We start from the raw sequence: 19,321 nt of genomic DNA on the forward strand, positions 1-19,321 counted from the left end.
AGACGGATGCCCGCCAAGCCGATTAAAGGCGGCGGATCATGGCCTGTTTGGCGGCGCTGAACTCCTCGTCGGTCAGCACGCCGGAGCGGTGCAGTTCGCCCAGTTCGGCCAGGCGGCGCAGCACCGCGTCGTGCGTGTCACCGGCGGGGGCCGGCGGTTCGAGCGCCTCGGGCTGCTCGGGCTCCTCGGGCTGCTCGCGGGGCAGCCGGGCCAGCACCGCCGCCCCGACCAGCGCCGTCGCGCCGCCGAAACGCTGGATGCCCCAGGAGACGCAGCGGGGGTCCTTCTGCGGGGAGCCGCCGGGCCCGTCGCCCTTGAGCCGGAACCGCAGCGTGCCGTAACCCAGGCCGGACTGTGGCTTCCACTCCACGCCCACCAGGTCGGCGAGCGGGAACTCCTGTGTCCCCGCCTGCTCCTTCTCCGAGCTGGCGAACCCCGTCCATTCCAGGCGTACTCGTTCGCCGTCGAAGCTCGCCGTGCCGTCGCCCGCCGTGGCGGAGACGGGGACGGCGGGGCCGGGCAGCAGGTGGTGCTCGCAGGGGCCGCTCGGCGTCCGGTAGATCTCCAGGGTGTCGCGGACCTCGTCGGCGAAGTACTGGGCGGCGCCGGCGCGCTCCTTGGGCACGGCCAGCCGGTACGGGTCGGCGGGCGCGGACAACGATCCGGCGACGAGATCGGACAGGGGGTCTGCGCCGCGGCGCAGGCGCAGGCGGAGCTGGCCGCCCTTGCGTCCGGGCTCGAACGCGCAGCTCGCGATGGCCTCCAGCGGCACCGCGACCTCGCCGAGCACCTTGCGGAGCTCGTGCACGCTCTTGTCACCGCCGGGGACGACGCGCAGCATCTCTCCGTTGAACGTCCACGAGCCGTCAGGAACGGCGATCTCGGTCATATTCTCAGCCTAGGACGTCGAGAGGAGCCTGATGAAGATCTTCACGAGCTGGATGTCGTGGGGCCAGGCCGCCGGACCCCTGGCCGAGGTGCTCCCGTCGCAGGCCGTCAACAGGGTGCGTGAGGCGGTGCGATTCGCGCGGGTGCAGCACGGCGTGCAGCAACGTCCCACCGGGCGGCCGTACGTGGAGCATCTGCTGGAGGCGCTGGAGGTGGCGGCGGCCGGGGCGCAGGTGCGCGACCCCGACGTGCTGACCGCGATCGTGCTGCACGACGTGCTGGAGGACACGCCGTGCACCGAGAAGGAGCTCACGCGGCGCTTCGGCGCGGACGTGACCGGGCTCGTACGCTGGGTGACCAGGCCTGCGAACGGCCGGAAGTCCGACCACCTGGCCACGCTGGCCGAGGCCCCGGCGCAGGCCGTGCTCGTGAAGCTGGCCGACCGGGTGAGCAACGTGCAGGAGTTGCAGCGTATGCCGTGGCGGTTCCAGAAGCGCTACTACCTGGAGACGGTCGCGTACATCCTGCCGCTGGCCGCGCCCCACCCCTGGTTCGCCCGGTGGTACGAGGAGTGGCGCGAGCCGTGGTCCCGGCGGGTGGCCCGCTACCCGGGTTAGCCCCCCAGCCGGGCCAGCCGGTTGCGTACGCCGTCGAAGTGCGCGTAGACGGCCGCCACCGCGGCCGTCCGGTCGCCGGCCAGCACCGCGGCGTAGATGTCGCGGTGCCGCCTGGCCACGTCGCCGGGCGGCTCGTCGGGGGCGCCGAGGTGGTCGCGGAGCTGGTGGTAGACGTCCCAGAACGCGCCGAGCAGCTGGCTGACCAGCGGGTTGCCGAGCGGCCGGTATAGCAGGTCGTGGAAGAGGCGGTCGGTTTCGGGGGAGACCTCGCCGACCTGCGACTCGTGGTCCATGCGGGCCATGACGTCGGCCACCGGGGTCAGGTCGGCCTCCGGTCCGAGGTCGATCAGGCGCTGTACGAGCCCGCTCTCCAGGATCTCGCGGATCTCGATGAGGTGCGCGAGGTGGTTCCTGCCGTTCTGCAGGGTGATGCGGCTGTGGAAGGCCAGCTCGTCCACCAGGCCGGACAGCGACATCCGGCCCACGAACATGCCGAAGCCGTGGCGGATGTCGACGATGCCGACCGCTTGGAGGGCCTTCAGCGCCTCCCTGATCGAGTTGCGGCTGACCTGGAGCTCCTCCATGAGCTCCGACTCCGTGGGCAGCGGATCGCCCGCGACCAGCCCGCGTCTGACGATGAGGTCCTTGACGCCCTCTTGGGCCTCGACCGCCCGGCTGGGGCGGGCCGGACGCGGGACTGCGGTCATGAAGCTTCCTTTCATCGTAGGTAACATTCCGGAAATCCTCTGTTGACCTCAAGACGCCCTGGCGTTTAGCGTCCACGTTACGCACAAGATAGGACATGGGATGTCCTACGTTCTACCTTTCCCCCCCAGGAGGCATCCGTGAGCTCTGAGTTCAGCCGCCGTGACTTCCTGCGCTACAGCGGGGCCACGGGTGCGGCGGCGTTCATCGCGGCCACCCTCTCCGCCTGTTCCGGAGGCCCGGCCTCGACCGGCTCGGTCGGCGCGGGATCGAACAAAGACCTGATCACCGCTGTCATCGGCTACGGCAACGACCAGAGCTGGGACCCGACGCAGACCGCGTCGGCCTTCGCGATGGCCGGGATCAGCCACATCTACGAAGGGCTGCTCGACACCGACCCCGTCACCCGGGAGCCGTACCCGGCCCTGGCCACGGCGCTGCCCGCCGACCTGAACGCCACGTCCTGGACGTTCACCCTGCGCGAGGGCGCCAAGTGGCACGACGGGCAGCCGGTCACCGCCGACGACGTGGTCTTCACCTTCGAGCGCATCCTCGGCCCGGACAACGTGCTGACCGGCAACTTCTTCAAGTCCTGGTTGCAGGAGGTGAAGAAGGTCGACGACCGGAACGTGGAGCTGGTCTTCAAGTTCCCCTTCCCCGACGCGGCGCCCAGGCTGACCATCGCCAAGATCATGCCGAAGCACGTGTTCGGCCAGGCGGGTGCGTGGGACAAGGCCAAGAGCGGCATGACGGTCGGCTCCGGGCCGTACAAGCAGGCGGCGCACAACCCCAAATCCAACACCTCCTTCGAGGCGTTCGACGGCTACAACGGCCCCCGCCCGGCCACCGTCAAGAAGATGAACTGGCTGACCATCGTGGACGCCTCCGCCCGCGTGGCCAAGATCTCCGGCGGCTCGGCCGAGGCGCAGATCGCCGACAACATCCCGTACGCCAACGTCGACCAGCTCAAGCAGCAGGGACTCACGGTCGAGGGCGGCAAGGGCATGAACCACATGTTCCTGATGTTCAACACCGCCGCCAAACCCTTCGACGACGTACGCGTCCGCCAGGCCCTGCACTACGCGATCGACAAGCAGAAGATGATCGACGTGGCGCTCAAGGGCCACGGCACGGCCTCCAGCTCCTTCCTCAACGAGGGCCACCCCGACCACCAGCGCGCCTCGGTCGTCTACGACTACGACCCCGACAAGGCCAAGGCGCTGCTGAAGGCGGCGGGCGTGACGAACCTGACGGTCAACCTCATGGCCGTCAACGTGAGCTGGATCGTCGACTGCCTGCCGACCATCGCCTCCTCCTGGGAGGCCGTCGGCATCAAGGTCACGCTGGAGCCGCAGGACACGGCCGCGCTGTTCACCAAGATGGACCAGTTCCAGGACTACCAGGTGGTCGCGGCGGCCTCGAACCCCAACCAGTTCGGCATGGACGCCGACCTGATCCTGCACTACAACTACGTGCCCGGCGGCCTGTGGATGAAGTACAGCCACTGGGACGGCAGCAAGGACGCCGAGAAGCTGTTCGCCATGATGGACGCGGCCGGCAAGGAGACGGACAAGGCCAAGAAGACCGACCAGATCCACAAATATCTGGACCTGGTCGCCGAGCAGGCCGTGCTCTACCCCGTCGTCCACAACGAGCTGATGACCGCCTGGGACCCGAAGAAGCTCTCCGGCATCCGCGCCCAGCCCTACCCCGGCATCAACCTGCTGCAGGCCAAGAGGACATGACGCTCGTACTCAGGATGCTGCTGCGGCGGCTCCTCATCCTGATCCCGCTGGTCCTCGGCGTGGTCGCGTTCGTGTTCGTCGTGATGCGCTTCTCGGGCGTCAAGCCCGAGTACGCCTACTTCCAGGGCGCGAACCCCACCGCCGAGCAGATCCACCGCTTCCAGGTGGAGAACGGCCTGCTGGACCCGCTGCCGCTGCGGTACGTGCGCTTCGTCGCCGACCTCGCCCAGGGCGACATGGGCACCAGCGTGCTCACCAAGCAGCCGGTCATCGAGTCGGTGACGACCGCGCTGCCGCTGACCCTGCAGCTCACGTTCCTCGGCCTGGCCGTGGCGGTCGTGTTGTCGCTGGTGTTCGGCGTGACCGCGGCGCTGTTCCGCGACCGCTGGCCCGACCAGGTGATCCGGGTCGTGTCGCTGGTCGGCGTGGCGGCCCCGGCGTTCTGGCTGGCGCTGCTGATGATCCAGTGGCTGGCGGTCGGCGAAGGGCTGTTCCCGACCGGCGGCTACATCAACCCCGCCGACTCGGTCACCGGCTGGCTGCAGTCGATGACGTTGCCCGCGCTGTCGTTGTCGTTGCCGATCGCCGCCCAGCTCACCCGCATCATCCGCACGTCGATGGTCGAGGAACTGGACCGCGACTACGTGCGCACCGCGATCGGCAGCGGCCTGCCGATGATCGTCGTGGTCGGCCGCAACGTGTTGCGCAACGCGCTGATCAACCCGCTGACCGTGCTCGGCCTGCGCATCGGCTACCTGATCGGCGGCACGGTGGTCATCGAGACGATCTACGGCCTGCCTGGGATGGGCCAGCTCATGATCAACGCGGTGCGCGACGGCGACCCGGCCGTCGTGCAGGGCGTCGTGCTCACCATCGCGATCGGCTTCATGGTGGTCAACCTGGTCGTCGACATCCTCTACCTGCTGGTCAACCCCCGCCTGAGGAGTGCCGCCTGATGAGAAGCGGACTCGCCGAACGCCTGTCCAGGCCCGGCGTCGCCTTCCGGCGCCTGCCCCTGACGTCGTGGTTGTCGGTCGGCGTCGTCGCCGTGGTCGTGCTGGCCGCGCTGTTCGCGCCGCTGATCGCGCCGCACTCGCCGTACTTCCAGGAGGCCGCCGGCGGCGGCCCGTCGGCCGCGCACTGGATGGGCCTCGACAGCGCCAACCGCGACATCCTGTCCAGGCTCCTGTACGGCGCCCGCTGGTCGCTGATCATCGGGCTCGGCGCCACCGGCCTGGCCCTGGTGGCCGGGGCGCTCGTCGGCGCGCTCGCGGCCACCTCGCGCCGGGCAGTGGACGAGACCGTCATGCGGGTGCTCGACGTGATCATGGCCTTCCCCGGCATCGCGCTGGCCGCCGTGCTGGTCGCGGTGTTCGGCGGCAGCATCCCGGTGCTGGTCATGGCCATGGCCTTCCTCTACATGCCGTCCGTGGCCAGGGTCGTACGGGCCAACGTGATCGCCCAGTACGGCGAGGACTACGTGGCGGCCGAACGCATCATCGGCGCCCGCACGCCGTACATCGTGGTCAGGCACGTCGCCGTCAACTGCGCGGCGCCCGTGCTGGTGTTCTGCACGGTCATGGTGGCCGACGCGATCGTGTTCGAGGCGTCGTTGTCGTTCATCGGCGCCGGCGTACGGCCGCCGAACCCGTCCTGGGGCAGCGTCATCGCCGACGGCAAGAACCTGGTGCTGCTCGGCGGCTGGTGGGCCACGGTCTTCCCCGGCCTGCTGATCCTGCTCACCGTGCTCGCCCTGAACATCCTGTCCGAGGGCATCTCCGACGCCTGGGCCTCCCCGGTACGCAGGGCCGCCCCCAAGAAGCACGACGCGTTCGAGCAGGCCGCCCCCGGCACCGGCCAGGCACTCGAACTGCCCGGCCTGGCCGAGGCCGCCCGCCGGCTGGCCGAACGCGCCCGCCCGCTCCCGCAGGGACAGCCGATCCTCAGCGTCGAACGCCTGCGCATCGGCTTCGACCCCGGCATCGACATCGTGGACGGCGTCGGCTTCGAGGTGTGGCCCGGCGAGGTCGTCGGCCTGGTCGGCGAGTCCGGCTGCGGCAAGTCGCTGACCGCCCTGACCGTCATGGGCCTGCAACCGCGGCAGGCCCGCGTCAGCGGGCACGTGCGCTTCGACCAGAAGGAACTGCTGGCGCTGCCGCGCCGGGCCCGCCGCCGCCTGCTCGGCCACGAGATGGCGATGGTCTACCAGGACGCGCTGTCCTCGCTGAACCCGGCCATGACCATCAAGGCCCAGCTCAAGCAGGTCACCCGCCGGGGCGGCCGGCGTACCCCGGCCGAGCTGCTGGACCTGGTCGGCCTCGACGCCCGCCGTACCCTGTCGGCGTACCCGCACGAGTTGTCGGGCGGCCAGCGGCAGCGGGTGCTGATCGCGATGGCGTTGTCGCGCGACCCGAAGCTGATCGTCGCCGACGAGCCGACGACCGCGCTCGACGTGACCGTCCAGGCGCAGGTCATCGAGCTGCTGCTGCGGCTGCGCGAGGAGCTGGGGTTCGCCCTGATCCTCGTCTCGCACGACCTGGCCCTGGTCGCCGACGTCACCGACCGCGTCGTCGTCATGTACGGCGGCCAGATCGTCGAGACCGGCGCCACGGCCGCCCTGGTCGGCGAGCCCGCACACCACTACGCCCGGGGGCTGCTCGGCGCGGTGTTGTCGCTGGAGTCGGGGGCCGAACGGCTGACGCAGATCCGCGGCGTGGTGCCCGCGCCCGCCGACTTCCCGGCCGGGTGCAGGTTCGCCGACCGGTGCCCGATGGCCACCGACGTGTGCCGTACGGAGACGCCCGTGCTGGCCGGGGAGGCCAGGCGGCACGCGGTGGCCTGCCATCACCCGGCGGTCGAACTCGTGGGAAGTGAGCAGCAACGTGCTTGAGCTGAACGACGTGCACGTCGTGCACAAGGCCCGGTCGGGAGGGCTGTTCTCGCGGGACCGCGTGCACGCCCTGACCGGCGCCTCGCTGACCGTCGCGCCCGGCGAGACCGTCGGGATCGTGGGGGAGTCCGGCTGCGGGAAGTCCACGCTGGCCAAGGTGCTGGTCGGGCTGCAGCGGCCGGCCTCGGGAAGCGTACGCCTGCACGGCCGCGACCTGTGGGGGCTGAAGGAGGGTGAGCGGCGCGCGCTCGTCGGCACCGGCGTGGGGATGATCTTCCAGGACCCGTCCACGGCGCTGAACCGGCGGCTGCCGGTCGGCCGGATCCTGCGCGACCCGCTCGACGTGCACCGCCGCGGCGCCCCCGCCGCCCGCGAGGCCCGCGTGCGCGAGCTGCTGGACCTGGTCGGCCTGCCCGCCGGAGCGGCGGACGCGCTGCCCGGCCAGCTCTCCGGCGGCCAGCGGCAGCGGGTGGCCGTGGCCAGGGCGCTCGCGCTCGAACCCGGGCTGGTCGTCGCCGACGAGCCCACCAGCGCCCTGGACGTGTCGGTCCGCGCCCAGATCCTCAACCTGCTGCTCGACCTGAAGGAACGGCTCGGGTTGTCGCTGGTGTTCATCTCGCACGACATCCAGACCGTACGCAGGATGAGCGACCGCGTGGTCACCATGTACCTGGGCAGGATCGTGGAGCAGACGCCCGCCGGGTCGGTGCCGTCGCGGGCCAGGCATCCGTACACGCGGGCGCTGTTCTCCGCGACGCCCGGACTGATCTCGCCCATCACCCCGATCCCGCTGGTGGGCGCCGTGCCGTCGGCCACCAGGCCGCCCAGCGGCTGCCCGTTCCGCACCCGGTGCTGGCGGGCCGACGACCTGTGCGCGGCCGAGATGCCCGCCGCCACGCGGGCCGGGGACGACCATCTCTTCCACTGCCACCACCCGGTGGCGGCCGGAGCCACCGACCTAGAGCTGATCCAGGAGCACTCATGAGTTTGACCGGCGTGATCCCCCCGGTCTGCACCCCGTTGACCCCCGGCCACGAGGTGGACGCCGCCTCCCTGACCCGGCTGGTGGACCACCTGCTGGACGGCGGCGTGGACGCGCTGTTCGTGCTCGGCTCCTCCTCGGAGGTGGCCTACCTGACCGACGCGCAGCGGCGGCAGGTGCTGGACACGGTCACCGGGCACGTGGGCGGCCAGGTGCCGGTGCTGGCCGGGGTGATCGACATGACCACGCCGCGGGTGCTCGAACACGCCCGCGTGGCGGTCGAGGCCGGCGTCTCCGGGCTGGTGGCGACCGCGCCGTTCTACACGCGCACCCACCCCGACGAGATCCGCACCCACTTCCGGACGATCGCCGCCCGCGGCGGCCTGCCGGTCTACGCCTACGACCTGCCGGTCAGCGTGCACACCAAGCTGAGCGCCGACCTGCTGCTCGGCCTGGCCGCCGAGGGCGTGCTGGCCGGGGTGAAGGACTCCAGCGGCGACGACGGCGGGCTGCGCCAGGTCATCATGGGCCGCGACGCGCCCTTCAGCGTGCTCACCGGGTCGGAGGTGACCGTGGACTCGGCGTTGTGGATGGGCGCCGACGGCGTCGTGCCCGGTCTCGGCAACGTGGACCCGCGGGGCTACGCCGAGCTGTACCGGGCCGCCGCCCGCGGCGACTGGAAGGCGGCCAGGACCGAGCAGGAACGCCTGGTCAGGCTCTTCGAGATCGTCCGCGTCGGCGCGGCCCGGATGGGCGGCAGCTCGGCGGGGCTCGGCGCGTTCAAGGCCGCCCTGCACCTGCGGGGCGTCATCGACTGCCCGCTCACCGCGCTCCCGCAGATCCCGCTGAACGACGACGAGATCGGCCGGATCGGCAAGCTGCTGGCCGCCGCCGGGCTGCTGTAGCCGCCGCTCAGAGGCCGTCGGCGTGGGCGGCCCGCTCGTTCGGCACGCAGTGGGTCATCTTCAGGCCCTGCACGTCGCGCGGGCCGTTGTGCCCGAGTTTGGCCAGGCGCGCCCGGTCCTCGTCGGTGAGGTCCTGGCCGGTCAGTGGCTCCAGCCGGGAGACGTCGTCCGGGCGGAGGCCGAGGCCCTCGCCCACGCGCAGGCCCAGGTCGTCCTCCACGAGCAGGAAGTGCCAGACCATGCGCTCCTGGACGCGGGGGTCGCACTGGCCGAGCGCGTCGACGAGGTTGCGCACCAGGTCGTCGCGCTCCCACTGCTCCATGAGCAGGTAGCGCTGGCCCGCCTGCTTGTAGTCGTTGGTCCTCGGGATGCGCCTGCGCATGACCCGGCCGTTGATGACCGGGCCCTCCTCGTCCAGGGTCGGGTACTCGGCCTCGCGCAGGCCGCCGCGGAGCGAGGGCTCGTAGTTGATGTGCGGGTCCTCGCCGCCGGTGTCCACGAAGTACGCCATCTGGCCGTCGCGCTGGTTCGTCCTGATGGGCGCGTTCCTGGCCTGGTTGACCGGGAGCTGGAGGTAGTTCGGGCCGACCCGGTGGCGCTGGGTGTCGCTGTAGGAGAACGTCCGGCCGACCAGCATCTTGTCGTCGGAGAAGTCGAGGCCGTCCACCAGTACGCCGGTGCCGAAGGCGGCCTGCTCGTTCTCGGCGAACTGGTTGTCGACGTTCCTGTTCAGCACCAGGCGGCCGACCGGCCTGGCCGGGAACTCGTTCTCGGGCCAGACCTTGGTGTCGTCCAGCGGGTCGAAGTCCAGCTCGGGGTGCTCTTCGTCGCTCATGAGCTGGACCAGCAGCTCCCACTCGGGGTGATCGCCGCGTTCGATGGCCTCGCGCAGGTCCTTCGTGGCGTGCCCCAGGTCGCCCCCCTGGACGACCGCCGCGTCGGCCTCGGTCATGCTGCGTACGCCCTGCTTGGGCATCCAGTGGTACTTCACCAGGAACGTCTCGCCCTGCTGGTTGACCCACTTGTAGGTGTTCACGCCGAATCCCTGCATGTGCCGGTAGTCGGCCGGGATGCCGCGCGGGCTGAACAGGTTGACCAGCATGTGCATCGACTCGGGCGTCTGCGACATGAAGTCGAAGATGCGGTTGGGGTCCTGGCGGAAGGTGACCGGGTCGGGCTTGAGCGAGTGGATGACGTCGGGGAACTTGATGGCGTCCCTGATGAAGAAGACGGCCAGGTTGTTGCCCACGAGGTCCCAGTTGCCGTCCTCGGTGTAGAACTTGATCGCGAAACCGCGCGGGTCGCGGGCGGTCTCGGCGGAGTCCCGGCCGCCGATCACGGTGGAGAAGCGCAGCGCCACGTCGGTGCGCTTGCCGGCCTCCTGGAACAGCCTGGCCCTGGTGTAGCGGCCGACCGGCTCGTCGCCGATCTTGCCGTACGCCTCGAAGTAGCCATAGCTGAGCGTGCCCCTGGCGTGCACCACCCGTTCGGGGATACGTTCCCGGTCGAAGTGGCTGATCTTCTCCAGGAACTGGTAGTTCTCCAGCGTCGCCGGGCCGCGCGGGCCGACCGTCCGCTGGTTCTGGTTGTCGTAGACGGGATGCCCCTGCCGGTTGGTGAGCACCTCGCGCTGGTCGTTCGACCGCGGACCTTTGCCGGAAACGTCTGTCATCACACCGTTCCTCTCCCCGGGACGAGATCTTCCCCGGCTGCCCCCAAGGCCGGATCGGAAACGGGCAAAGCCTCGTCCTCGGGGCGGCTACCTGCTCACGTCGTCGGCGGACCGGCCCAGCAGGCCCAGGTCGGCCCGGCGCGGCAGGCTCTCCCAGTCGCCTTGCGAGGTCACCGCGAACGCGCCCGCCGCGCAGGCGGTGTCCAGCCGCCGTCCGGGCTCGGCCCCGGCCAGCCAGTCCGCCAGCCACCCGGCCGCGAAGGCGTCCCCGGCCCCCACCGGGTCCACCTCGGTCACCCGGTACGGCCGGGCCCGCCGCAGCACGCCGTCCGACAGCTCAAGCGCACCCTGCGACCCCGACTTGACCAGCACGTACGAGGGCCCGAGCGAGGCGAGCGCCTTGGCCAGCTCCGCCGGGTCCTCGACGTCGGCGACCAGGCGGCCCTCCGGCACGGTCGCGAACAGCACGTCCACGCCGCCGATCGTGTCCCGCAGCCAGGCGCCCGCCTCCTGCGGCGTCCACAGGGCCCGGCGGTAGTTGACGTCCAGCGAGACGAGCACGCCGGCCGCCCGCGCCGCGGCGATCGCGTGGGCCACGCTCTCGCGGGCCGACGGCGACAGCGCGGGGGTGATCGCGGAGACGTGCAGCACGCGGGCCGAGGAGATCAGCGCCGGGTCGAGGTCGTCGGGCCGCAGCCGGGACCCGGCGCTGCCCTTGCGGTAGTACCGCACGTCCACGAGGTCGGCGGTGCGCCTGCCCTTGATCATCAGCCCGGTGGGCGCGTCCGGGTCGGGGATCGCGCGCGTGTCCACGCCCTCGCCGGTGAGCGTGGCCCGGATCAGGTCGCCGAACTCGTCCTCGCCCACCCGGCCCACCCACGTCGCCCGGTGGCCGAGCCTGGCCACGCCGATGGCCACGTTCGACTCGGCGCCGCCGAGGCCCAGGTCGAAGTCGCGGGCGAAGCGCAGCGGCCCGGTACGCCGGGCGGCGAACAGCGCCATGGTCTCACCGAAGGTCACCAGTTCGGTCATGTGGTCGGCCTGCCCAGCTTTCTGGAGATCCGTGACGCCGCGCCGGCCACCAGCGGCCCCAGCTCCCGTACCCGCGCGGCGGTGATGCGCGAGGTGAGCCCGGAGACCGAGACGGCGGCGACGACGGCGTCGTTGTGGTTGAAGATCGGCGCGGCCACGCAGCGCACCTCGGGCTCGTTCTCGCGGTCGTCCACCGCGTAGCCGCGCCGCCGGATGTGGGTGAGCTCGGCGCGCAGCCGGTCGGGGTGGGTGATGGTGTGCTTGGTGATCGGTTCGAGCGCCAGCCCGGCCAGCGCCTCCTCCGGCTGCCAGGCCAGGATCGCCTTGCCGACCGCCGTGGCGTGCACCGGGCCGCGGCTGCCGATGCGCGAGGCCATGCGCACGTTCGTCTCGTTCTCCACCTTGTCGATGTAGACGACGTGGGGGTGGTCGTAGACGACCAGGTGGACGGTCTCGCGTACCTCGCTCATCAGCCGGTGCGACTCCTCGGCGGCGACCGCGCGCAGATCCAGCGTGGCCAGGTACGCCTGCCCGAGCTGGAGGGTGCCGTGCCCCAGCCGGTAGGCCCCGGTCCTGCGGTCGCGTTCGAGCAGCCTGGCCTCCACGAGCGGGGCGGTCAACCGCAACACCGTGCTCTTGGACAGGCCCACGGCCTCGGCGAGCTGGGTGAGCGACAACCCCGCGTGGCCGCGTACGTGGTCCAGGACGGCCAGGGCGCGCCGGAGAGAGGCGGACTGGTTGCGTTCGGGCACGAACGCAACCATATTCGATGAAATTTCGCAAAATGCAGCACGCTGTTGTGCATTGCACAACATCTCCTGACAACTCTTCTCGACTCCTGGACGGGTTCCTAGTGTCTGCGCTCAGGAGGTAATAGTGAAGTTTCTTTACTTTGCCGCGGCCGGAACGGCACTGCTCACGCTGGCCGCCTGCGCACCCTCGACCGCTCCCCCCTCCAGCGGCGGCGACGAGAGGACGGGGACGTTGCGCGTCTGGCTCTTCGACGAACCCAACCGCGCACCCAAGGACAAGGTCGTCAACGAGGCGATCAAGGAGTTCACCGCCGCCCACGCCGACGTCAAGGTCGAGGTCACCTACATCCCGACCACGCCCGCCCGGCACGAGAAGTTCAAGGGCGCCTTCAACGACCCGGCCAGTTCCCCCGACGTCGCCGAGTACGGCAACACCGACCTCGCCGAGTACGCCGCCGCCGGCGGCTTCGCCGACCTCTCCGCCGATCTCCAGGGCCTCGACCTGACCCCCGACCTGGTCAAGTCGGCCTCCGTCCAGGGCAAGCAGTACGGTCTGCCCTGGTTCATCGGCATCCGCGCCCTCTACTACCGCACCGACGTCTTCGACGAGCTGGGACTCAAGCCGCCCACGTCCACGGCCGCCCTGACCGAGGCCGCCCGCACGATCCGCAAGAAGAAGCCCGACCTGTACGGCATCGCCGTCGGCGGCGAGTACACCTTCGGCGCCCTGCCCTTCGTCTGGGACGCCGGCGGCGACATCACCTCGCTCGACTCGCCGCAGTCGCGCGCGGGCGTCAAGGCGTACACGGACCTGCTGAGCGACGATGTCTGCCCGCCGCAGGCGTGCGTCTCGCTGACCGGTGGCAAGACCGTCGAGCTGTTCGCCGGTGGCAAGGCCGCGATGGGCATCCTCGGCAACTTCAGCCGCTCGGCCGTGGACGCGGGCGCCGCCGCCGGCAAGTACGCGGTCGTCCCGCTGCCCGGCGCGGCCGAGGGCTCGATCGCGCCCGCCTTCGCCGGCGGCAACAACCTGGGCGTGCTGAAGAACGCCGGCCACCGCACCCTGGCCGTCGACTTCGTCAAGCTCTTGGGCGGCGAGGCGTACCAGGCCAAGATGTACGACGCCATGGGCAACCTGCCGACGCTCACCTCGGCCCGCGACGAGCTGGCGGCCAAGGACCCGTTCGTCAAGCCGTTCCTCGACACGGTGGCCAAGGGCACCAGGTTCGTGCCGATCGACCCCGCCTGGGTGAAGATCGACAACGGCAAGGTCATCCCCACCATGCTGCAGAAGGTCGCGACCGGGCAGTCCACCGTCGAGCAGGCCACCACCGAGGCGGCCGCGGCCGTCAAGACCGCCTTCGGCCGCTCGTGAGCCGAGGTACGACCGTCCGCCGCGGGCGTCCCTGGCTCTACCTGCTGCCCGCGGCGGCCGTGCTGATCCCGCTGTTCGGCTACCCGGTCTACATGCTCGGCCTGCTGTCGGTCTTCGACTACCGGCAGGCGCAGGTCAGCGGCGGGCAGCCGAGCACGTTCGTCGGGTTCGGCAACTACGCCGCGCTGCTCGGCGACGGCCGGTTCTGGGAGGTGCTGGCCCAGACCGTGGGGTTCGCGGCGGCGCTGGTCGCCGCGACGCTGGCGGTCGGCGCGGCCCTGGCCGTGCTGCTGACCAGGACCGGGCCGGTGCCCAGGACGGCCCTGTCGCTGGCGGCGCTCGGCGCGTGGGCGGCGCCCGCGATGACCGGCTCGACCGTGTGGATGTTCCTCTTCGACGCCGACCTCGGCCTGGTCAACCAGGTGCTCGGCATCGACGGGTTCAACTGGTTCTACGACCGGTGGGTCACCTTCGGCGTGGTCGGGGCGACGATCGTGTGGCACTCGTTCCCGCTGGTGATGATCACCCTGTACGCCGGCATCCGCGCCATCCCGGCCTCGGTGCTGGAGGCCGCCGCGCTCGACGGAGCCACGGCCTGGCAGGGTTTCCGGCGCATCATCGTGCCGATGTTGCGGCCCCTGGTCACGATCGTGGTCATCCAGTCGGTGATCTGGGACTTCAAGGTCTTCACCCAGATCTACGTGATGACCAACGGCGGCGGCGTGGCCGGGCAGAACACCGTGCTCAACGTCTACGCCTACCAGACCGCCTTCGGCTCCTCCGAGTACGGCCTCGGCTCGGCCATCGCGGTCGTCATGACGCTGATCCTGCTCGTGATCACCCTGTTCTACATCCGGGCGCTGCGGCGCAGTGGGGAACGCCTGTGAACCGACGACTCCTGCCCAACACGGTCGCGCTGGTGGTCGCCCTCCTCACCGCGTTCCCGCTGTACTGGATGGTCCTGTCGGCGTTCAAGCCCGCGGGCGAGATCCAGTCGCTGGAGGTCAGGCCGTGGACGTCGCACCCGACGCTGGACAACTTCGTCCACGTGCTCACCGGCGAGAACTTCGCCCGCTACCTGCTCAACAGCGCGATCGTGGCGCTCGTCGTGGTGGTGTTGTCGGCCGGGATCGCCTTCCTCGCGGCGGTGGCCGTGACCAGGTTCGCCTTCCGGTTCAGGACCACCGTGCTGATCATGTTCCTGATCGCGCAGATGGTGCCGGTCGAGGCGCTGACGATCCCGCTGTTCTTCGTGGTCAGGGACCTGGGGCTGCTCAACACGCTGGCCTCGCTGATCGTGGTGCAGCTCGCGTTCACGATGCCGTTCGCGGTCTGGATGTTGCGCGGGTTCGTCGCCGGGGTGCCAGAGGCGCTGGAGGAGGCGGCGATGATCGACGGGGCCGGGCGCGCGACCGTCCTGTGGCGCATCCTGTTCCCGCTGGTCGCGCCCGGACTGGTGGCGACCAGCGTGTTCTCCTTCATCACCGCCTGGAACGACTTCGTCTTCGCCAGGACGTTCATCATCTCGGCCAAGGACAACCAGACCCTGCCCGCGGCGCTGCTCGTCTTCTTCAAGCCCGACGGCAACGACTGGGGCGGGATCATGGCGGCCTCGACGCTGATGACGATCCCGGTGCTGATCTTCTTCGTGGCGGTGCAGCGGCGGCTCGTGTCAGGGCTTGGAGGGGCGGTCAAGGACTGAGACGTCGTGTTTGTCGCCGGGGGCCAGGAACTCCAGCAGCCGCCGCGCCTCCTCCTCGACCTCGTCCAGCGCGCCGAACGGCGTCCACTGGTGGACGTTCAGCGTGGAGACGCCCTTGGCCCTGGTCACCGTCCAGTCGCCGGCGGTGACGCCGTCCACGAGGATGATCCGGGGGATCACGTTCGTGCCCATGAACGACTCCTGCATGACGGCCGCGCCGCGCTCGCTGATCACCCGGGAGCGGTCGGCGTGCGACAGGAACAGGTTGTCGAAGTCGTACATCAGCCGGACGGGAGCCGGTACGTCCTCCGGCGGCCGGACCGCGTCCGGCAGGTCGTACAACGTCCGGCCCGAGTCGTCCCTGAACCGGACCAGGTCCATGGACTCGACGACCTCGCCCAGCCGGGTCAGCCCCGACCAGGTCTGCGCGTCCTGCACCGAGGCGGGGCCGAAGGCGGCCAGATAGCGGCGTACCAGCTCGGCGGGGGTCATCGGCGGCACCTCGGCGGCGCTCAGCCACGACTCGGCGGTGGTGTGCGCGACCGGCCCGCTCCTGCCCCACAACCCGCGCGGCGGCACCTGCACCAGCGGCAGCAGCCAGCGCACGCCCTGGCCGAGCGCGTGCGGGTCGTTGTCCGGCCACCGCTCGGCCAGCGCCCGCCCGAGGTCGGCGAACGTCATGGGACGCTCCTCCAGCAGCGCCCGCCCGGTCGCGGCCAGCTCGTGAAGATCGACGCCCGCCAGCCGCTTGCCGAACGTCGTACGGGTCATGCGCTCGGTGACGACCTGCAACAGCGGCCGCATGGCCAGGCAGTCGCGGGCGGTGACCAGGTGGATGGTGGACCGTTGCAACGCGATCCGGACGAGCTCGCGGCCGGCCAGCAGGCCGGAGGCGTCCTCGGGCTTGAGCCCCTCGACACGGTTCCACAGCCCGACGTACCAGGTGTGGGGGGTCTGCGCCTGGAGGCCGCCGACGTGCTCGACGACCTCGGGCACGCTCCAGCCGGTGCGGCGCAGCAGAAGTTGCCGGTCGAGCGTGGCCCGGTTGAGCGCACGACGGGAGATGAGGGGATCCATAGGGACAAAGGTAGGGGTCATTGCGGCCTGTCCCAGACCGCAATGACCTCGTGACAGCGGCTCATCCGGCCAGCGCGCCGGGCCCGAGCTCGCCGGGGGCGGAGTAGCCGGACAGGGCGAGCGTGATGTCCAGTTCGCCCAGCAGGCAGCGCAGTACGTGCTCGACGCCCGCCTGCCCGCCGAGGGCCAGGCCGTACAACACGGGACGGCCGACCAGCACCGCCTTCGCGCCCAGCGCGAGCGCCTTGACCACGTCGGCGCCGGTGCGCACGCCCGAGTCGAACAACACCGTCAGCCGGTCGCCGACCGCCTCGGCGATGCCGGGCAGCGCGTCGAGCGCGGCGAGGGCGCCGTCCACCTGGCGGCCGCCGTGGTTGGACACCACGATCCCGTCCATGCCGTGCTCGGCGGCCAGGCGGGCGTCCTCGGTGCTCATGATGCCCTTGAGCACGATCGGGCCGTCCCAGTGGTCGCGCAGGAACGGCAGGTCGTCCCAGCTCAGGCCCGGGTTGGGGAACATGCCCGCCCAATGCGTGACCGGGTTGTCCACGCCGGCGAAGGAGGGGGCGCTCAGGTAGTTGGCGATGCCGGTGCCGGCCAGGAACGGCAGGTAGCCGCGGTCGAGGTCGGCCGGACGCCAGCCGAGCAGCGTCGTGTCCAGCGTGACCACCAGCACCGAGTGGCCGGTCGCCCTGGCCCGGCGCAGGAAGCTCACGCACACGTCGCGGTCGGTCGGGTAGTAGAGCTGGTACCAGCGCGGCGCGTCCCCGCCCGCCGCCGCCACCTGCTCGAAGTCGTGGGCGGCCGCCGTCGAGTGCACGTACGGGACGCCGACCGCGGCCGCGGCCCGTACGGTGGCGAGCTCGCCCTCCTCGTGGGCCAGCGTCTGCACGCCCATCGGCGCGACCAGCACCGGTGCCGGCATCCGGGTGCCCAGCACCTCGCACGACAGGTCGCGCTGCCGCTCGACCCCGCGCAACATCCGAGGCACGATCCTGCGCCGCTCGAACGCCTCCAGGTTGGCGCGGGCGGTCGAGCCGCTGCCCGCGCTGGGCACGATGTAGCCGAGCGCCTCGGGTGAGAGCACCTTCCTGGCCGCGTTCTCCAGGGCGGCCAGGTCGGTGGTCAGCTCGGGCGTACGGCCTTCGAGCATGCCCGCCAGGTAGATGCCGAGCTGGTGATCGCCTGCGTTCATGGCGCCCATCTAACCAGCCCGCAACGGCTTCCGGGCGGTGGGTACGGCTGCCGGATGACGGCGACGGCGGCGCGGCTCTACGCTGCTCTTCATGCACAGACGCGTGATCGACAACCGCTTCGAGCTGACCGAGAGGCTCGGCGGCGGTGGCATGGGCCTGGTGTGGCGCGCCTGGGACACCGCCCTCCACCGCGAGGTCGCGCTGAAGGAGGTACGCCCGCCCGACCCGGCGTTCGAGGAGCACGATCCGGAGGCCGCCCGGGAGCTGCGGGCCAGGGTGCTGCGCGAGGCCCGCGCGCTGGCCCGGCTCAACCACCCGCACGTCGCCACCATCCACCACATCGTCGATCCGGGCGGCGAGGGCTACCCGTGGATCGTCATGGAGCTGGTCACCGGCGGCTCGCTCCAGGACCGCCTCGCGCGCGGCCCGATGTCGCCCTGGGAGGCCGCCCGTCTGGGCCGCGAGGTGCTGTCCGCGCTGCGCGCCGCCCACACGGTCGGCATCCAGCACCGCGACGTCAAGCCCGCCAACGTGCTGCTGCGCGAGGACGGCCGCTCGGTGCTCACCGACTTCGGCATCGCCGCCGTGCGCGAGTCGACCAGCCTGACGGCGACCGGGTCGTTCATCGGCTCGCCCGAGTACATGGCGCCCGAGCGCATCAACGGCCACGAGGGCGACCCGGCCTCCGACCTGTGGTCGCTCGGCATGCTGCTGTACGTCGCCGTCGAGGGCCGCCACCCGCTGCGCAGGAGCACCACGCTGGCGACGCTGGCCGCGGTGCTCAACCAGGAGGTGCCGCCGGCGGAGCGGGCCGGGCCGCTCGGTCTCGTGCTGAACGCCCTGCTGCGCCGCGACCCGGCGGGCCGCCCCGACGCCGAGACCCTCGACCGCATGCTCGCCGGCGTCACCGACCCGCCCTCCGCCCCCCACGGCTTCACCCCGCAACCTCCCCCACCCGTCCAGCACGCGCCGATGCAGGGGCCGCCGGTCCAGCACGCGCCGATGCAGCAAGGGCCTGTGCAGCACGGGCCCATGCAGCACGCGCCGATGCAGCACGGGCCCATGCAGGGGGCGACCGTGCCGCCGTGGGGGCCGTCGGACTCGCAGGCCGGGACCATGTCGTCGCGCCGCCCCCGGCGTTCGCCGATCGCGGCGGTGACGGCCTCCGTGGGCGCGCTGGCGGTGACCGGGGTGCTGGTCTGGGCGCTGCTCCCGGACGGGCGCGGCGGCCTGGGCCCGGCCGTCCAGACGGGCGAGCCGCCCGTCACCCCCAGGGAGACCGTCGACGTCCAGGGCTCGGAGCAGCCCGACGAGCCGGAGCCCCAGCCGGAGAACCTGCTCACCGCCGCCGGCGCCCGCGCCGCGATCAAGGCGCTCAAGCCGGTCATGGGCGGCACCAAGGTCGTACGGATGGTCATCTACCCGACGTACGCCTCCGCCGAGGCCCCGCTCAAGAACGACCCCGGCGTCTACGACCGCTACTCCTACCGCGACGGCGTCGCCACCCGCGACGGCAGCGGCTCCACGGTGCGCACGCCCACCGTCGACCTGGCCAAGTTCAACTGGGACGCCCTCCCCGCCCTGTTCAAGAAGGCGGAAAGCACGCTCGGTGTGCGCAAGCCCAAATCGCGCTACATCATCGTCGATCCCGACTTCGTGTTCACCAGCACCAGGCAGGTGCTGCTCGTCTACCTGAGCGACGACTACCGCACGGGCTACCTGGTGGCCGACGCCCGGGGCCGGGTGCTGAAGACCTACCCCGCCTCCTGACCGGCCGACCGGC

Annotated in this window: 17 protein-coding genes; 10 read left to right on the forward strand and 7 right to left on the reverse strand. The window is 71.2% G+C overall.

Annotated features, from left to right (window positions below; genetic code table 11):
• Positions 1 to 22: 22 nt before the first annotated feature.
• A complete protein-coding gene (locus IEZ27_RS08945) occupies positions 23 to 889 on the reverse strand; it encodes a DUF4429 domain-containing protein (RefSeq protein WP_189646764.1) in 867 nt (288 codons plus the stop codon).
• Between the two features lie 31 nt (positions 890 to 920).
• On the opposite strand from IEZ27_RS08945, the gene IEZ27_RS08950 reads away from it, so the two are divergent.
• The gene (locus IEZ27_RS08950) at positions 921 to 1,505 is read left to right on the forward strand and encodes an HD domain-containing protein (protein WP_189646765.1); all 585 of its coding nucleotides are present in this window, start codon (positions 921 to 923) and stop codon (positions 1,503 to 1,505) included.
• Here IEZ27_RS08950 and IEZ27_RS08955 read toward each other — a convergent pair.
• Positions 1,502 to 2,212 carry a FadR/GntR family transcriptional regulator gene (locus tag IEZ27_RS08955; protein WP_189646766.1) on the reverse strand — a complete coding sequence of 237 codons (711 nt, stop codon included), beginning with the start codon at positions 2,210 to 2,212 and terminating at the stop codon, positions 1,502 to 1,504. The two genes, IEZ27_RS08950 and IEZ27_RS08955, sit on opposite strands and share 4 nt — an antisense overlap.
• A gap of 138 nt (positions 2,213 to 2,350) precedes the next feature.
• Between IEZ27_RS08955 and IEZ27_RS08960 the strand changes: the two genes are divergently transcribed.
• From IEZ27_RS08960 to IEZ27_RS08980, 5 genes are read left to right on the forward strand one after another with little or no spacing between them, the layout of a single operon-like run.
• Positions 2,351 to 3,955 carry an ABC transporter substrate-binding protein gene (locus IEZ27_RS08960; RefSeq protein ID WP_125637078.1) on the forward strand — a complete coding sequence of 535 codons (1,605 nt, stop codon included), beginning with the start codon at positions 2,351 to 2,353 and terminating at the stop codon, positions 3,953 to 3,955.
• Positions 3,952 to 4,911, forward strand: coding sequence for an ABC transporter permease (locus IEZ27_RS08965; RefSeq protein ID WP_189646767.1), 960 nt, complete (start codon positions 3,952 to 3,954; stop codon positions 4,909 to 4,911). Before IEZ27_RS08960 ends, IEZ27_RS08965 begins: the two co-directional genes overlap by 4 nt.
• Positions 4,911 to 6,845: a dipeptide/oligopeptide/nickel ABC transporter permease/ATP-binding protein gene (locus tag IEZ27_RS08970; RefSeq protein ID WP_189646768.1), complete on the forward strand. Its 1,935-nt coding sequence runs from the start codon at positions 4,911 to 4,913 to the stop codon at positions 6,843 to 6,845. Before IEZ27_RS08965 ends, IEZ27_RS08970 begins: the two co-directional genes overlap by 1 nt.
• Positions 6,838 to 7,830 (forward strand): oligopeptide/dipeptide ABC transporter ATP-binding protein, encoded by a 993-nt coding sequence (locus tag IEZ27_RS08975; protein ID WP_229823701.1) that lies wholly within the window; start codon positions 6,838 to 6,840, stop codon positions 7,828 to 7,830. The genes IEZ27_RS08970 and IEZ27_RS08975 overlap by 8 nt, the downstream gene beginning before the upstream one ends.
• On the forward strand, positions 7,827 to 8,732 hold the full coding sequence (locus IEZ27_RS08980; protein WP_189646770.1) for a dihydrodipicolinate synthase family protein: 906 nt from the start codon (positions 7,827 to 7,829) through the stop codon (positions 8,730 to 8,732). The genes IEZ27_RS08975 and IEZ27_RS08980 overlap by 4 nt, the downstream gene beginning before the upstream one ends.
• Before the next feature lie 7 nt (positions 8,733 to 8,739).
• Here the strand turns inward: IEZ27_RS08980 and IEZ27_RS08985 are convergent, their stop codons facing one another.
• The 3 genes from IEZ27_RS08985 to IEZ27_RS08995 all read right to left on the reverse strand — a co-directional run bounded on the left by IEZ27_RS08985 (position 8,740) and on the right by IEZ27_RS08995 (position 12,188).
• Positions 8,740 to 10,404, reverse strand: coding sequence for a catalase (locus IEZ27_RS08985; RefSeq protein ID WP_189646771.1), 1,665 nt, complete (start codon positions 10,402 to 10,404; stop codon positions 8,740 to 8,742).
• 87 nt (positions 10,405 to 10,491) lie between these two features.
• A complete protein-coding gene (locus IEZ27_RS08990; RefSeq protein ID WP_189646772.1) occupies positions 10,492 to 11,436 on the reverse strand; it encodes a sugar kinase in 945 nt (314 codons plus the stop codon).
• Positions 11,433 to 12,188 (reverse strand): IclR family transcriptional regulator, encoded by a 756-nt coding sequence (locus IEZ27_RS08995; protein WP_229823703.1) that lies wholly within the window; start codon positions 12,186 to 12,188, stop codon positions 11,433 to 11,435. The genes IEZ27_RS08990 and IEZ27_RS08995 overlap by 4 nt, the downstream gene beginning before the upstream one ends.
• A gap of 124 nt (positions 12,189 to 12,312) precedes the next feature.
• On the opposite strand from IEZ27_RS08995, the gene IEZ27_RS09000 reads away from it, so the two are divergent.
• From IEZ27_RS09000 to IEZ27_RS09010, 3 genes are read left to right on the forward strand one after another with little or no spacing between them, the layout of a single operon-like run.
• Complete coding sequence (locus IEZ27_RS09000) at positions 12,313 to 13,563, forward strand: extracellular solute-binding protein (protein ID WP_189646773.1); 1,251 nt, start codon at positions 12,313 to 12,315, stop codon at positions 13,561 to 13,563.
• Positions 13,560 to 14,450 carry a carbohydrate ABC transporter permease gene (locus IEZ27_RS09005; RefSeq protein ID WP_189646774.1) on the forward strand — a complete coding sequence of 297 codons (891 nt, stop codon included), beginning with the start codon at positions 13,560 to 13,562 and terminating at the stop codon, positions 14,448 to 14,450. Before IEZ27_RS09000 ends, IEZ27_RS09005 begins: the two co-directional genes overlap by 4 nt.
• Entirely contained in the window at positions 14,447 to 15,265 is an 819-nt protein-coding gene (locus IEZ27_RS09010; protein WP_229823705.1) for a carbohydrate ABC transporter permease, read from the forward strand. Before IEZ27_RS09005 ends, IEZ27_RS09010 begins: the two co-directional genes overlap by 4 nt.
• On the opposite strand, the gene IEZ27_RS09015 is transcribed toward IEZ27_RS09010, so the two are convergent.
• Positions 15,236 to 16,342 (reverse strand): winged helix DNA-binding domain-containing protein, encoded by a 1,107-nt coding sequence (locus tag IEZ27_RS09015; protein ID WP_189646775.1) that lies wholly within the window; start codon positions 16,340 to 16,342, stop codon positions 15,236 to 15,238. The genes IEZ27_RS09010 and IEZ27_RS09015 overlap by 30 nt on opposite strands.
• A 61-nt stretch (positions 16,343 to 16,403) precedes the next feature.
• Complete coding sequence (locus IEZ27_RS09020; RefSeq protein ID WP_189646776.1) at positions 16,404 to 17,537, reverse strand: alpha-hydroxy-acid oxidizing protein; 1,134 nt, start codon at positions 17,535 to 17,537, stop codon at positions 16,404 to 16,406.
• Between the two features lie 91 nt (positions 17,538 to 17,628).
• Between IEZ27_RS09020 and IEZ27_RS09025 the strand changes: the two genes are divergently transcribed.
• On the forward strand, positions 17,629 to 19,308 hold the full coding sequence (locus IEZ27_RS09025) for a serine/threonine-protein kinase (RefSeq protein ID WP_189646777.1): 1,680 nt from the start codon (positions 17,629 to 17,631) through the stop codon (positions 19,306 to 19,308).
• Positions 19,309 to 19,321 lie beyond the last annotated feature (13 nt).

It is taken from the genome of Nonomuraea spiralis (genome assembly GCF_014648435.1).
Taxonomy (GTDB): Bacteria; Actinomycetota; Actinomycetes; order Streptosporangiales; family Streptosporangiaceae; genus Nonomuraea; species Nonomuraea spiralis.

What these genes read in the sequence shown, in the direction of transcription:
- IEZ27_RS08990 (WP_189646772.1), bottom strand. Translation starts at nt 11,436, where the DNA reads ATGACCGAACTGGTGACCTTCGGTGAGACCATGGCGCTGTTCGCCGCC.
- IEZ27_RS08945 (WP_189646764.1), bottom strand. Translation starts at nt 889, where the DNA reads ATGACCGAGATCGCCGTTCCTGACGGCTCGTGGACGTTCAACGGAGAG.
- IEZ27_RS08970 (WP_189646768.1), top strand. Translation starts at nt 4,911, where the DNA reads ATGAGAAGCGGACTCGCCGAACGCCTGTCCAGGCCCGGCGTCGCCTTC.
- IEZ27_RS08980 (WP_189646770.1), top strand. Translation starts at nt 7,827, where the DNA reads ATGAGTTTGACCGGCGTGATCCCCCCGGTCTGCACCCCGTTGACCCCC.
- IEZ27_RS09025 (WP_189646777.1), top strand. Translation starts at nt 17,629, where the DNA reads ATGCACAGACGCGTGATCGACAACCGCTTCGAGCTGACCGAGAGGCTC.
- IEZ27_RS09015 (WP_189646775.1), bottom strand. Translation starts at nt 16,342, where the DNA reads ATGGATCCCCTCATCTCCCGTCGTGCGCTCAACCGGGCCACGCTCGAC.
- IEZ27_RS08965 (WP_189646767.1), top strand. Translation starts at nt 3,952, where the DNA reads ATGACGCTCGTACTCAGGATGCTGCTGCGGCGGCTCCTCATCCTGATC.
- IEZ27_RS09020 (WP_189646776.1), bottom strand. Translation starts at nt 17,537, where the DNA reads ATGAACGCAGGCGATCACCAGCTCGGCATCTACCTGGCGGGCATGCTC.
- IEZ27_RS08950 (WP_189646765.1), top strand. Translation starts at nt 921, where the DNA reads ATGAAGATCTTCACGAGCTGGATGTCGTGGGGCCAGGCCGCCGGACCC.
- IEZ27_RS08955 (WP_189646766.1), bottom strand. Translation starts at nt 2,212, where the DNA reads ATGACCGCAGTCCCGCGTCCGGCCCGCCCCAGCCGGGCGGTCGAGGCC.
- IEZ27_RS08985 (WP_189646771.1), bottom strand. Translation starts at nt 10,404, where the DNA reads ATGACAGACGTTTCCGGCAAAGGTCCGCGGTCGAACGACCAGCGCGAG.